Source organism: Actinophytocola sp., assembly GCF_035942955.1.
Lineage (GTDB): Bacteria > Actinomycetota > Actinomycetes > Mycobacteriales > Pseudonocardiaceae > DASYTH01.
The window spans coordinates 15,150-27,462 of the sequence record NZ_DASZCQ010000315.1 but is presented as its reverse complement, the minus strand read 5'-3'; the positions used below and the strand labels follow the sequence as shown (position 1 = coordinate 27,462).

The window sequence follows — 12,313 nt, the reverse complement described above, 5'->3', positions numbered from 1 at the left end:
GGGACTTCACGCCCGGACCGCCGTCCCCTTCACCGAGCCCACGTCGTAGACGGCCGGCTCGCCGAGAGTGCCCTCGACTTCAACGGTGCCCCGGTCGGGCATGATCACCCGCCGTCGAGCGACAACCGCGCTGCGCGCGGCGCGGCCGGGACTTCCCGTCGGACACGACGTGATTGGTCGGGTCATCCCTGCCGGTAGTAGAACTCGCGGCACAGGAAGTTGGTGTCGGTGCTGTTCTTGAAGCGTAGGAACGCGGCGATGATGATCAGGCGCTTGTTGGTGTTGGCGCACAGCACGGCTTCGACCGAGCCCAGGTCGTAGACGGCGTGGAAGGCCGGCTCGCCGAGGTTGTCCCGGTACGGCGTGGCTTCGACGGTGCCCCAGTCGGTCGGCTCCTGTGCCGACTGGACGGTGAGCGCGAGCGTGCCGCCGTTGTCGGCGATGGTGAAGCCCTTGATCCACTCGGTGGCGGTGTTGGAGTTGCGCCACTGTCCGACCAGCGACTTCGCGGCGCCGCGGTCGGATTCGCCCTGGTGGAAGAACTCCCTGGAGTAGTGGCCGAGCCGGCCGCTGTCGTCGTGGAACGACGTGTACGACTGGATCACCAGGATGCCGAACTTCTCGTTGGCCGCCAGCTCGGTGTGCACGGTGCCAAGCTCGTAGCGGGCGTGGAAGCCGGCCGGCTCGGTCGTTCCGCTGGCCACGTACGGGGTGGCCGCGGCCTCGCCCCAGTCGATCGGCTCGCCGTCGGCCGACCCGTACGGCCGGATCAGCAACGTGCCGTCCCGCTCGGACACCTCGATCCTGGCGATGTAGTCGGTGTCCGGCTTGGAGTTGACCCAGGAGCCGAGAAGCGGCGCCAGGTTCGCCTTGGCCCCGGCCACCTGCTTCCCGTCGGCCCGCATCGTCTGCACGGTCACGCCGTCTCCTTATCCCTACCCTGGTACTGGTTCGCCTGCTTCCCGCCGATTGACCGCGGGCAGGATATTGGTACCGAAGAACTCGAGCGTCGGGAAGTCCGGGCGGGCCTGGAAGAGGAAATGCGTGACGCCGATCCGCCGGTACTCGAAGATCGCCTCGACGATCTCCGCCGCGCTGCCGATCAGCGACATCGACACCGGTCCCAGGTACGGAACCAGGCCGGTCCACAGGAACGGGGTCAGCCATGGGGACCCGTTCTCGGCCAGGTCGAACATGGTCGAGAAGCCGACCGAGTCCTTGAGCATCCTGCGCCAGTCGGCCACGGCGGCCTTCCCGGCCTCGCCGGCGTTCTCGACCAGCGCGTAGCCGTGCTCGACGGCGTCCTCGTGGGTTTCGGCGGCGATCAGGTTGCAGATGATCCCGACCTCGATGCCCGCCGCCAGCGCCGGCTCGATCTTCGGTGCGAGCAGCTCGGGGGGCTCGGCGAGGCGCAGCAGGCAGTCCGCGTGCTTGATCGCCTGCTCCCGTGCCTGGTCCGAGCTCCCTCCAAAGTAGACATACGGCCGGTGGCTGTCCGGCGAGACGTAGTCCATGTTCACCCTGGCGCCCTCGACCTTGATGAACTTTCCCTCGAAGTTGACCGGGAACTCCCGCCGCCACAGCGCGTGGCAGACCGTCCAGAACTCGTCGGCGTGCTGGTAGCGCTCGTCATGCGTGCTGAAGTCGCCGTAGTACTTCTGCTCCTGGGAGCTCTGGCCGGACACCACGTTGATCTCGACCCGCCCGTTGGTGAACGCGGACACGGTGTTGACCTGCTGGACGAAATACGTCGGGCTGACGACCGAGGGGCGGGACGCCATCATGAACTTGATCCGCTCGGTGGCCAGGCCGAACGCGGTGGCCACGCATGCCGGCTCGGCCCGCTGGAACCCGATGGGCACCAGCAGCGAATCGATGCCCAGCTCCTCGGCGCGCCGGCAGAAGTCGCGCTGCCGGTCGAGGTCGGAGATCGGGTTGATCGCCGTTCGCGCGCTCGCGCCCTTGCCGCGGTCGGAGACCCCGGTCGACGGCAGGCTCCAGTGAAAGCGGATCCGGCCGCTGTCTGCCGGCGTCATGGTGCTTCCTTTCACTAGGTCGGCGCCGCACGGCAGTCATGGCCGGTAGAAGTTGTCCGGCTGCCAGTAGCTCGCCCGACCGCTCGAATCGGTGAACGTGGAGTAAGCGTTGACCACAAGCAGGCGCAGTTTGATGTAACACGCCAGCAGGACCTGCATGAACCCCAGGTCGTAGGTCGCCGTGAAGGCGACCGCCTCGCGCCGCCCGACACCGTCGGTGAACGCCGAGCCGGCGGCCTCGCCCCAGTCGATGGGCGCCGGGCGGCCGGCGCCGAACACCCGGACGATCGGCATGCCCTCCCAGTCGCCGATCTCAATCCGGTGGATCCCTGTCGTGTGCTGGTTGCAATTGACCCACCCGCCGAGCAGCGGACGAAGATCGACCGCTGGTACCGAGCCCAGCACGCCGGCGGGTGGGCGGTCCCGGGTCCTCGTCACCATGACGTCGGTCAATTCGCGCACCTCACCGGTGGAAGAACTCGCGGGTGAAGTAGTTCGAACGACCGCTGGAGTCGGTAAAGGTGTTGAACGTGTCCAGGACGAGCATTCCCTGTATGAGGTAGGCGCTCAGGATGGTGATGAGGAAGCCGAAGTCGTATATGGCGCTGAACGCCATGGCCTCGACGGCGGTCACTCCGTGGCCATAGGGCGTACCCGACACCTCACCCCAGTCATATGGCTCGGTGACGTCGGCGCCGAAGGCCCGCACCAGTAACGCGCCGTCACTGTCGTGCAGCTCCAGCCGGACGATTCCCAGCGCCTCCTGATCCGTCGCGTACCAGGTCCCGACCAGCGGCGCCAGCCTAAGCGCGCCGCCCGGGGCCTCGCCACCGGCCGGAAGCTGGTCCTCTGCCCGGACATACTCCAGGGACGTCATGGAGAAACCTCCAGCGGAGAGTCCCCCGGCCGTCGACCAGCACACGGGGTTCTGGTCACTGACGGTAGGCTCCGGCCGCACCGGGTCGACAGGGGGCGTTTTGCCTAGGACTGCGTGCAGCCCCTAGGTACTTTTTGCAACCGAGGCTGTCTACGACATGAGGTAACGTCATGGTGACGGCGTGCATACGGCATACAGAGGGACTCGAGCCGGTCGCCGCCATACGGACAACTGCATATGTTCGCGAGTGCGTGACTGGGTGAGCACGGGCCGCGCGTTCAAACTCCCATTTCCACAGGCAGCGGAGGAGAACCTTGACGCGCGCACAGCGGGCCGGCCCAGCCATGCTCGGTCCCGGAATCGGCCTTTTCGTTTTGGCGCTGGTTGTGGTCGCAACCACGACGCCGGATCACACCCCGGCCGGGGTGTCGTTCCTCTTACTCCTTTGTGGACTGATCGTGCCATTGCACGTAGTCCGCGAGCTCGGCGCGGCGCGGGTGGAAGTGGTTCACCGGCACGGACTCGTCCGGATAGCCGACGGCAAGACCACACACCACCAACCGATCGCCGAGGCCCAGCTCGTCCCGGATGGCGTCGGCGTAGCCGGCCACGCTGAACTGCGGGCAGCTTCCGAGTCCACATGCGACAAGTCCGAGCATGACGTTCTCGAGGAAGAAACCCATCTCGAGGAACAGTCCCGGCGGGGCCTCCGCGGGCAGGTGGAAGATCATCTCAGTGGGAGCGCCGTAGAACTGGTAGTTGTCCCTGAGGTGGGCGCGCCGCGCGGCCGCGTCGGTGCGCTCAACGCCCTTGGCACGCAACACGCCCGCGCCGGCCTCCCGGGCCCGCCGCTCGGTCGCCTCGTCCGGACGCACCGGCCGGTTCTGATAGTCCGGGCTGGGCTGCACGCCACTGTCGAACTCCGCGCACAGCCGCGCGGCCAGCGCCTCCCTGCGCGGGCCGGACAGCACGGCCACCTGCCACGGCTGACCGTTCCGTGTGGACGGCGCGTTGGCGGCGGCGCGCAGCACCTGCTCGAGGACCTCGCGGGGCACCGGCTTGTCGAGGAAGGCGCGCTTGCAGTGCCGGGCACTGAGGACAGAGAGGAAACCAGCCCAAAGAAAGGCGTCCATGTCATGGGATTGTCGTCGCCATGAGGAATTTGTCCAGGCCCGTCCCGACGCAGAACGGGTCACCGCAACGCAAGTGCGCGGTCGTAGCCACATTGACCACGGCGGTGTGGACCCAACGCCGTGAGCTGCGTGCACTGCGCGGTGTCGCGAGCGCGCTGGAGATTCGCGCGGATCTCACCGGGGACCTCGACCCGAGCATTCTGCGCAGCCACCTGGACGGGGAGCTGATCTACAGCCTGCGCAGCATCGAGTCCGGTGGGGCGTTCATCGCCAGCCCGGCCGAACGCGCGCGCCGGTTACTCGCCGCCGCCCGCAACTACGACGTGATCGACCTCGAGCTCGACCGGGACCTGACCCCGGAGCTGCTGGCCGCCATTCCCCCGCACCGCAGGCGCATCTGCTGGTACGGGGAGGGTCGCGACCACGTCGGGCTGGCGACCGTGTTCGGCCGGATGGCCGCAACGCCCGCCCGGCTCTACCTCCTGGCACCGGAGGCCGAGACCGTCGAGCACGCGATGGCCCCGCTGCGCCTGCTGCGGCAGCTCGGGCGATCGGACGTGACCGCGTTCGCCAGCGGCGAGCTCGGCGGCTGCAGCCGGCTGCTCGCGCCCTGGCTCGGCGCGCCGGTCGTGTTCGGCGGCCTCGGGCACAACGGCGCGCACGGCTTGCTGACCGTCGAGCGCCTGCTGCGCGACTACCCGTTCCCGGCGCTTCCGCGGCTGGACACCCTGTACGGCATCGTCGGCCGCCGGGTCGGCGAGTCGCACTCGCCCCGCTTGCACAACACCGCGTTCCAGCAGCTCGGCCTGCCCGCGCTGTACCTGCCGTTGCACGCCAACGAGTTCACCCACCACTGGCGGACCCTGTGCACGGAGCTCGACCTGCTCGGCATCCCGTTCGGCGGGGCGACGGTCGTCGCGCCGTACAAGGAGGAGGCGCTGGCGCTCGCCGACACCGTCAACGCCGAGGCGGCCCGCACTGGGGCGGCCAACCTCCTGGTCAACAAGGCCGGTGGCTGGCGGGCGTACACCACCGATCCGATCGGCGTCGCGCAGGCGATCCGCGAGGCCGGCATTCGGGTCAACGGCCGCAAGGCCGCGATCGTCGGCTGCGGCGGGGCCGGGCGCGGCGCGGCGGCGGGCCTGCTCCGGGCCGGGGCCAAGGTCACCATGGTCAACCGCGGCGTGGCACGCGGCCGCTACGCCGCGGATCTGCTCGAGCTGGATTTCGTTCCGCTGGACCAGTTCGCCCCGGAGGATTACTCGATCATCGTGCACGCCACGCCGATCCGTGGCATGCCACCGTTCTCCGTCCATCGCGTGCGGCGCGACGCCGTGGTGGTGGACATGGCGTACGGCCCGGAACCGACCGAGCTGGCCGCCGCGGCCCGGGACTGGGGGCTCACCGTCGTGGACGGCTGGCACGTGCTGATGGTCGAGGTGGCGCGCCAGTTCCGCCTGCTGAGCGGCCGCGCCTTCCCCAACACAGTGGAATCCGGCCAACCACCGGCCGACCTGTCACCCAAGGAGCACGTCAGATGACCACTACCGACATCGACCGTCAGGACGTCATGTCCACGGTCGCGACCGATCTGCCCACCCTCACCAAGAAGTTCGCCGAGCGCGCCGACGGCTACGACCGCAGCGCCACGTTCCCCATGGAAGACTTCGCGGACCTGTTCGCCGCCGGGCTGCACGCCCCGACCGTGCCGAGCCGCTACGGCGGGCTCGGGCTCGGGCCGCTGCACGGCCGCACGCACGAGCTGTGGCAGATGACCAAGGCGATCGCCGGGGCCGACCTGTCGCTGGGCCGGTGCTGGGAGGGGCACACCAACTCGCTGGTGCTCATCGACGCGCTCGGCACCGAGGAGCAGAAAGAGAGCTGGTTCGACGGGGTGGTGCGCCGGGGCGAGAAGTGGGTGGCCTGGAGCGGCGAGCCGCAGGCGCCCAAGCCCGGGGAGAAGCGCCGGTTCGGCACCACCGTCGAGAAGGTCGCCAACGGCTGGATCATCAATGGCTCCAAGGTGTTCGCCACCAGCGCCACCGGAGCCGACTGGGCGATCCTGCTGGTCGACACCGCGGGGCCGGGCGGCGCCCGCAACGCCGGTTCCCGCGACGGCGTGCTCATGCTCGCCTGCCAGCTGGCCGACCAGTCGGTGTCGATCGACGACTCCTGGTGGGACCCGATGGGAATGCGGGCCACGGTCAGCCATCTGGTCCGCTTCGAGGACACCTACATCCCCGACACGCACCGGATCGGCGAGCCGGGCGACTACCTGCGCCAGGAATGGCAGACCGCGTTCATCCCGCACTACGCCGCCAGCTTCCTCGGCGCGGCCGAGACGGTGTACCGGTACGCCGTCGACTACGTGCTGCGCCAGCGCAAGAACGGCGATCCCTTCGTGCAGCAACGGATCGGGGCGATGGCCGTCGCGGTGGAGACCGGCGACCTGTGGCTGCGGCACGTGGCCGACCTGTGGGACTCCGGCCGGCGCATGGAGGCCAGGATCGCCGGGTCCCGGGCCCGCCACCTGGCCGAGCACCTGGCGCTGGACACCGTCGATCACTGCGTGCGGGCCTGCGGCGCGCGGTCCCTGGTGCGGCCGAGCCCGGTGGAGCGGATACTGCGCGATCTGACGTTCTACGTTCGCCACGATAACGACGACCATATTCTTGCTACGATTGGTCGCGCGGCCCTCGGCGAGCCTTATGACCCCTCTTTCTACAAGCCCTGAGCCCGCGGAGCCGCTACCTGAGGAATATGCCTACTCCTAGGGAGTTTGGACTATTCCCGCATACGGATCACGGTGTCATATTTCTTCCCACAACAGGCACCAACAAGCCAATCGGGAAAGGCGTGTCGCCTCGTACACGGCGGGCGGGGAGCCATACCGACGTACGGGATTCTCCCTGGTCAGTACCGGACCGTGCCGAGCATGCAAGGAACTGACCCGGCTCACCCAAGAATCTCGTATTGCATCCGGTTTGCCCGATTTACCCACCGTGCACGGCGGGCGGGGAGATCCTCCTTCTCCCCGCTCGCAGCCCGGCCCCCGGCGTGTTTGCCGCTCACGTCGCCGGGTTTGCGCCTGGCGTCGCCATGTTGGCGCCTCACGCGGCATACCGGCGTACGCCGAACGCCTTCGCCAGCTCCCCGAGCAAACGCGCGGAGTCCCGCATATCCTCCGCCCGCGCCCTGATCACCATCCACCCCCGGGCCCGCAGCCGCGCGTCCCGCTCGGCATCCTGGCTCTCCCGGTGCTCGTGCGCTTCGTAGCCGTCGTACTCCAATGCGATCCGCAGCTCGGGCCAGGCCAGATCGAGCCGGTACACCACCCGGCCGTCGAGGTCGCGCACCTCGTACTGCGGCTCCGGAAGCGGGTAGCCGGCATCGGCCACCAGCAGCCGCAGCCAGCTCTCCGGCGGCGACTCCGCCTTGCCCGTCGCCAGGCCGAGCAGCACGGCCGCCCGCAGCGTCCCCCGGCGATCGTCCCGGTATACCAAACGATCCTGCACGGCACCGAGGAAATCCCAGCCCTCCTCGGCGCCGGCGAGCGCTACCGCCTGGTCGGCACAGGCCAGGGCCAGCCGCTTCGGCGCGGTGCACAGCAGCTCGGCAATCACGAAGTCGAGGGCCAGGACGGGCATGCCGAGCACCGTGCCGACGTCCTCCTCGGCGAACCTGTCGTGGTGGACGACGAGGCCGGGCCGGCGGCGGACCCATCGTGAGTAGGGCACGGTGACGTGCACGTCGGTGCCCGTCGCGGCGGTGCAGCCGTAGAGCTGGGCGGCCGTCGGCCCGGACAGCACCGCTCCCTCGCCGGCGAACAGGAGGGCGGCCGCCGCCCTGGTCGGCAGCTCGAGCGCGCGCAGGCCGGGGACGATGACGCCGGGCCACAACTGCTTGAGGGCGCCGCTGCGCAGGGCGGCGCGCAGGCCGTGCTCGCCCAGCTCGGCGGCGAGGTCACTGCGGCGGCGGGCGTGGTGGAGTTCTGTCATGCACCCAGGGTGGCGTGCGGCCCGGGTTGATCGGGCCGCCAGCGGGAGATCTGTGGACAACTGGGTCGTCTGTGGACAACTGGACCACGTGAGACGCCAACACGCCGACGCCAGGCGCCAACACGCCGACTTGAGGGGCCAACACGCCGACGCCACAGGCCAACACGCGGGTTAGCGGACGGTGAATTGGGCGTCTACTGTGGACTGATCGAAGTCCGAGCTGCGGATGTCGAGGCCGAGCTGCCAGGTGCCGGCCACCGGCACCATGACCCCGTTGGCGACGTACTGGCCGGGGGCGGACCTGGTCAGGGTGACCGGCAGCGGGCCGATGTCGTTGGCCGGCAACCGGAGCCGGGCGGCCACCCCGGGCACGTCGCGGTTGACTCCCCGGCCGTCCCGGACGTTGAGCACGATCTGGTTCGGACCGGTGCGGGCCGGGGAGACCCATACCTGCACGTCGCCGGCGTCCGGCAGGGCGAGCGCGGCCAGGAACGGGCCGTCGGGCAGGCCGGTGGCCGCGGCCGGGCCGTGATCGCGGCCGCCCGGCGGGGTGGCGACCAGCGCGGCGGTCAGGCCGAGCACCACCGCGGCGATCACCGCCTCCCAACGGACCGACAGCCGCAGCCCGGAGAGCATGTCGCGCTGGACCCGCCGCTGCACGCCACGCCGGGCGCCGGCCGGCATGGTCAACCGGCGCCGCACCAGCGACCGGGACAGCGCGGCCAGCCAGATCAGCACCCCGAACGCGCCGATCTTGAAGATCAGCAGCGAGAAGTACTCGGTGCCGAGGCCGGACGCGACCAGCTCGCGCCAGGCCTGCAGCAGCCCGGACACGCCGAGCACGATCACTGCCACCGCCGCGGTCTTCGAGTACCGGGTCACGGCGGCCGCGGCCTCGTCCTCGGCCGGCTGCCCGCGCCGGCCGAGGGTCACCCCGGCGAGCACGGCAAGGCCGCCCAGCCACACCGCAACGGCGCCGAGGTGCGCCACGTCCAGGATCAGCGCTGCCCACGCCAGGTCGCCGGCGGCGGCCGGGTGCCCGGTGCCGCTCCAGGTCGCGGCCAGCACGATGCCGAGCACCGCGAATGCGGCAATCCCCTTGGCCGACAACGGATCCGCGGCCCGGACCAGCCGGATGAGCACGTATCCCGCCAATCCCAGCAGGGCGGTCCTGGCCAGCACCAGCACGCCGTAGGTCGTGCCGAGGGTGTCGGCAAGCAGCGCCGGGTCGAGCGCGCCGGCCAGCGACGCGCCCGAGGCGTACGGGCCCTGCAGCAGCAGCGCGGCCACCGCGCAGCCGATCGACGCGAGCCAGGCCGTCCTGATCAGCCGGTGCACCCGCCGGTCCGTGCGACCCGGCGGCCAGCACGCCACGACGAAGAAGCAGCCACCGATCAGCATGGCCATGCTGACGTAGCCGAGCAGCCGGAACAGCCAGAACGCGAACGCGACCACGGGGTCCGAGCCGGACTGCGCCCCGGCGGCGGCCAGCGGCGCCGCCCTGGCGTCGCCGACGCTGAACACGAACGCGCCGTGCACCGGGTGCGAGTCGGTGGAGACCACGCGCCAGTTGACGATGTAGACGCCGTCGGCGAGCGGGTCCGGCAGCGGAACGCTGATCCGGGTGCCGTCCGGCCCGGCGGTCGTGGCGGCCGGCCGCGCGACGGTCCGGCCGCCGTCGTCGAGCACGCTGAACCCGTCGCGCACCGGGCTGACCGCCTCGGTGAACCGCAGCACCACCTCGCGCGGCGCGCGGTCGAGGTGCGCCCCGTTGGCCGGGTTGGTCTCGATCAGCTCGGCATGCGCCGACGCCACACCGGTGAACACCAGCAGCAGGCCCGCCGCCATCGCCAGCACGGCAAGGACCCGCCGGGATCTCGCCCCAACTTGACTGTCCACTGTGGTCTCCGGGTCACTCGTCGAGCAGGCCCAGATCGTGTGCGGCGACGAGGGCCGCGGCCCGGCTGTGCACCCGGAGCTTGCGGAACAGGTTGCTCTGCAGGTTCTCCACCGTGCGGATCGAGATGCCGAGCAGGCGCGCGGTCTGCTTGGTGGCGTGCCCGCGGCCGATCGAGTTGAGGATCTCGCGCTCGCGAGGCGTGAGCGCAAGCTCCCAACGCTGCCAGCCGCCGTTGGAGCCGGCGTGCGACGGGCCGAGCAGGGCGCGCACGTAGCTGGAGTTGACCAGGACGTACCCCTGGGCGGTGGCCCGGATCGCGGGGACGAGCAGGTCGTCCATGCGCGACGCCGGGACCGTCGCGATGCCCCCGGACAGCGCCTTGGTCACCTCGGACCGCTTCGGCTCGCGGCTGGTCACCGCCACCACCAGCTCGGCCCGCCGGTCCGGCACCGGCCAGTCGTGCTCGGTCGGGTCGACCAGGATGGTGATCACCAGCTCCTGCTCGGAGCCGTCGGACGCCGCCCCGTCGCCGCTCTCGTCGCGGATCGGGATGTGGTGCTCGGCGAGCACCTCCCTGATCCGGCCGGACAGCCGGCCGGTGGGATCGCGCAGCACGACGCCGAGCCGTCGGCGCCGCCTCGGCAGCCGGGGCTCCTGCCTGGGCATCGGCACGGTCCGGGGCAGCAGGCCCAGCCGCACCGCGCTGGCCGCGGCGTGTGCCTGGTTGTGCACGTCCAGCTTGGCGAAGATGCGTTGCTTGTGGTTCTCCACCGTGTGCAGGCTGATGCCGAGCTCGGTGGCCACCTGCTTGGGCGGGTAGCCGGCGCTGATCAGGTAGAGCACCTGCAGCTCGCGCTCGGTGAGCGTGTGCCCGTCCACCCGCTTGGCCCGCGCGGCCTCCACCGGCAGCAACGGATTCTTGACCGCCTCAAGTAATGCCTCGAGGCCGCTGGTGTACGAGACCAGCGCGCTGACCCCGGCGTCGTAGGCGCGAATCACGTACGCGGTCGGCAGCGCGTCGTGCACGCCGACCATGCGGATGTCGCGGCCGGACTGCAGGAGCAGGGAGACCAGCCGCTCGTTGCTCCACCTGGGGGCATCGGCCTCGAAGACGGCCACCGTCGGCTTGCGCAGGGTGCAGAGCTGGATCAGCTCGGGACCGGACGGCGCCGTACCCGCAAGCGTGATGCCCGGCTCCCGCACCAGATGCCCGGCCAGCATCTCCCGTACGAGCCGGTTCTGGTGCTGGAGCACGACTGTTGTGGAATTGATCCCCTCCATGCCTCAACCTCGGTCCTGACTCGTAATCAAGAACCGGTGCGTACGATGACGCGGCTACCCCCCGGCTCGACACCGGTTCCCCGTTTGGCCTGTGTGACTGCGTCCGCGCAGGGGTGGACGCTAGTGGTTATCTTCCCATACTTGAGTATTGCGGGATAGACCAATCTATCGATCAATGCTTCAAGCTAATACCCCCTAAGGGGTGTGCAAACGGTAAAAGCTACCACTCGGTATCACCCGGGTGGCGGTAGCTCGCCGCAGGTAGGGCACGCTGCGCAACCGGGTATTGGGCCAAGCGGACCAGCGCGGGCATGACACCGTCACTCACATCAGTCCGTATTTGGAAATAGCACAAATAAATAGCCCGAATTGCACGAGTTGAACATGTGTGCGATACTGAGTTAGGCTGTCCGGCATGGCCATGCCGTTGCAGGGATCGCTGTTCGACGAGCCGGGTCCGGTCGACCTCGGGCCGCTCGACGGTCTGCGGCGCACCGAGCTGGCCGGCGGGGCGTGGGTGGACGTGTTGCCAGGATGGCTGACCGGAGCCGACATCCTGTTCCAGCGCCTTGCCGAGCGCGTGCCGTGGCATGCCGAACGGCGGCAGATGTACGACCGGATGGTCGATGTCCCACGGCTGCTGAAGTTCTACGACGAAGGCGAACCGCTGCCCGAGCCGATCCTCGGGCGCGCCCGCGACGCGCTCAGCGCGTACTACGCCAGCGAGCCGGGCGGACCATTCCGCACCGTGGGCCTGTGCTATTACCGCGATGGCCGCGACAGCGTGGCCTGGCACGGCGACCGCAATGGTCGCGGCGGCACCGACGACACCATGGTGGCCATCGTGTCGGTCGGGGCGGCCCGACCGTTCCTGCTGCGCCCGCGCGGTGGTGGCGCAGAGACCATCCGGCATCTGCTCGGGCACGGCGACCTGATCGTCATGGGCGGCTCCTGCCAGCGCACCTGGGATCACGCCATTCCGAAGACGACCAGGGCGGCCGGCCCGCGAATCAGTGTCCAGTTTCGTCAGCGAGGCGTGAGCTGACCAGCCACAATCGTTACCGTGATCATGTGCGTTCACTCCGTGG

At 69.8% G+C, this 12,313-nt stretch carries 11 protein-coding genes; 3 read left to right on the top strand and 8 right to left on the bottom strand.

The window, feature by feature from the left end; all coding sequences use genetic code 11:
• Positions 1-182 precede the first annotated feature (182 nt).
• The 5 genes from VGX25_RS31280 to VGX25_RS31260 form a co-directional block, all read right to left on the bottom strand.
• Complete coding sequence (locus VGX25_RS31280) at positions 183-920, bottom strand: hypothetical protein (protein ID WP_326921554.1); 738 nt, start codon at positions 918-920, stop codon at positions 183-185.
• Between the two features lie 15 nt (positions 921-935).
• The gene (locus VGX25_RS31275; protein WP_326921553.1) at positions 936-2,036 is read right to left on the bottom strand and encodes an LLM class flavin-dependent oxidoreductase; all 1,101 of its coding nucleotides are present in this window, start codon (positions 2,034-2,036) and stop codon (positions 936-938) included.
• A gap of 36 nt (positions 2,037-2,072) precedes the next feature.
• On the bottom strand, positions 2,073-2,489 hold the full coding sequence (locus tag VGX25_RS31270) for a hypothetical protein (RefSeq protein WP_326921552.1): 417 nt from the start codon (positions 2,487-2,489) through the stop codon (positions 2,073-2,075).
• 10 nt (positions 2,490-2,499) lie between these two features.
• Complete coding sequence (locus VGX25_RS31265; RefSeq protein WP_326921551.1) at positions 2,500-2,913, bottom strand: hypothetical protein; 414 nt, start codon at positions 2,911-2,913, stop codon at positions 2,500-2,502.
• Between the two features lie 437 nt (positions 2,914-3,350).
• Entirely contained in the window at positions 3,351-4,046 is a 696-nt protein-coding gene (locus VGX25_RS31260; protein WP_326921550.1) for a nitroreductase, read from the bottom strand.
• Between the two features lie 92 nt (positions 4,047-4,138).
• Between VGX25_RS31260 and VGX25_RS31255 the strand changes: the two genes are divergently transcribed.
• Both VGX25_RS31255 and VGX25_RS31250 read left to right on the top strand, forming a co-directional pair.
• Entirely contained in the window at positions 4,139-5,587 is a 1,449-nt protein-coding gene (locus VGX25_RS31255; RefSeq protein WP_326921549.1) for a type I 3-dehydroquinate dehydratase, read from the top strand.
• Positions 5,584-6,780, top strand: coding sequence for an acyl-CoA dehydrogenase family protein (locus tag VGX25_RS31250; RefSeq protein WP_326921548.1), 1,197 nt, complete (start codon positions 5,584-5,586; stop codon positions 6,778-6,780). The genes VGX25_RS31255 and VGX25_RS31250 overlap by 4 nt, the downstream gene beginning before the upstream one ends.
• A 376-nt stretch (positions 6,781-7,156) precedes the next feature.
• Here the strand turns inward: VGX25_RS31250 and VGX25_RS31245 are convergent, their stop codons facing one another.
• The 3 genes from VGX25_RS31245 to VGX25_RS31235 form a co-directional block, all read right to left on the bottom strand.
• Complete coding sequence (locus tag VGX25_RS31245; RefSeq protein ID WP_326921547.1) at positions 7,157-8,044, bottom strand: DUF559 domain-containing protein; 888 nt, start codon at positions 8,042-8,044, stop codon at positions 7,157-7,159.
• A gap of 171 nt (positions 8,045-8,215) precedes the next feature.
• Positions 8,216-9,943 carry a copper resistance protein CopC gene (locus tag VGX25_RS31240; RefSeq protein ID WP_326921546.1) on the bottom strand — a complete coding sequence of 576 codons (1,728 nt, stop codon included), beginning with the start codon at positions 9,941-9,943 and terminating at the stop codon, positions 8,216-8,218.
• Positions 9,944-9,956: 13 nt separating this feature from the next.
• The gene (locus VGX25_RS31235; protein ID WP_326921545.1) at positions 9,957-11,225 is read right to left on the bottom strand and encodes a response regulator transcription factor; all 1,269 of its coding nucleotides are present in this window, start codon (positions 11,223-11,225) and stop codon (positions 9,957-9,959) included.
• 415 nt (positions 11,226-11,640) lie between these two features.
• Here VGX25_RS31235 and VGX25_RS31230 point away from each other — a divergent pair, with 415 nt between their 5' ends.
• Positions 11,641-12,270 (top strand): alpha-ketoglutarate-dependent dioxygenase AlkB, encoded by a 630-nt coding sequence (locus tag VGX25_RS31230; protein ID WP_326921544.1) that lies wholly within the window; start codon positions 11,641-11,643, stop codon positions 12,268-12,270.
• The last annotated feature ends 43 nt before the right edge of the window (positions 12,271-12,313 follow it).

Bases quoted from the DNA above. Each gene is read 5' to 3' on its own strand.
- VGX25_RS31275 (WP_326921553.1), bottom strand. From the start codon at position 2,036: ATGACGCCGGCAGACAGCGGCCGGATCCGCTTTCACTGGAGCCTGCCG.
- VGX25_RS31265 (WP_326921551.1), bottom strand. From the start codon at position 2,913: ATGACGTCCCTGGAGTATGTCCGGGCAGAGGACCAGCTTCCGGCCGGT.
- VGX25_RS31260 (WP_326921550.1), bottom strand. From the start codon at position 4,046: ATGGACGCCTTTCTTTGGGCTGGTTTCCTCTCTGTCCTCAGTGCCCGG.
- VGX25_RS31250 (WP_326921548.1), top strand. From the start codon at position 5,584: ATGACCACTACCGACATCGACCGTCAGGACGTCATGTCCACGGTCGCG.
- VGX25_RS31245 (WP_326921547.1), bottom strand. From the start codon at position 8,044: ATGACAGAACTCCACCACGCCCGCCGCCGCAGTGACCTCGCCGCCGAG.
- VGX25_RS31235 (WP_326921545.1), bottom strand. From the start codon at position 11,225: ATGGAGGGGATCAATTCCACAACAGTCGTGCTCCAGCACCAGAACCGG.
- VGX25_RS31230 (WP_326921544.1), top strand. From the start codon at position 11,641: ATGGCCATGCCGTTGCAGGGATCGCTGTTCGACGAGCCGGGTCCGGTC.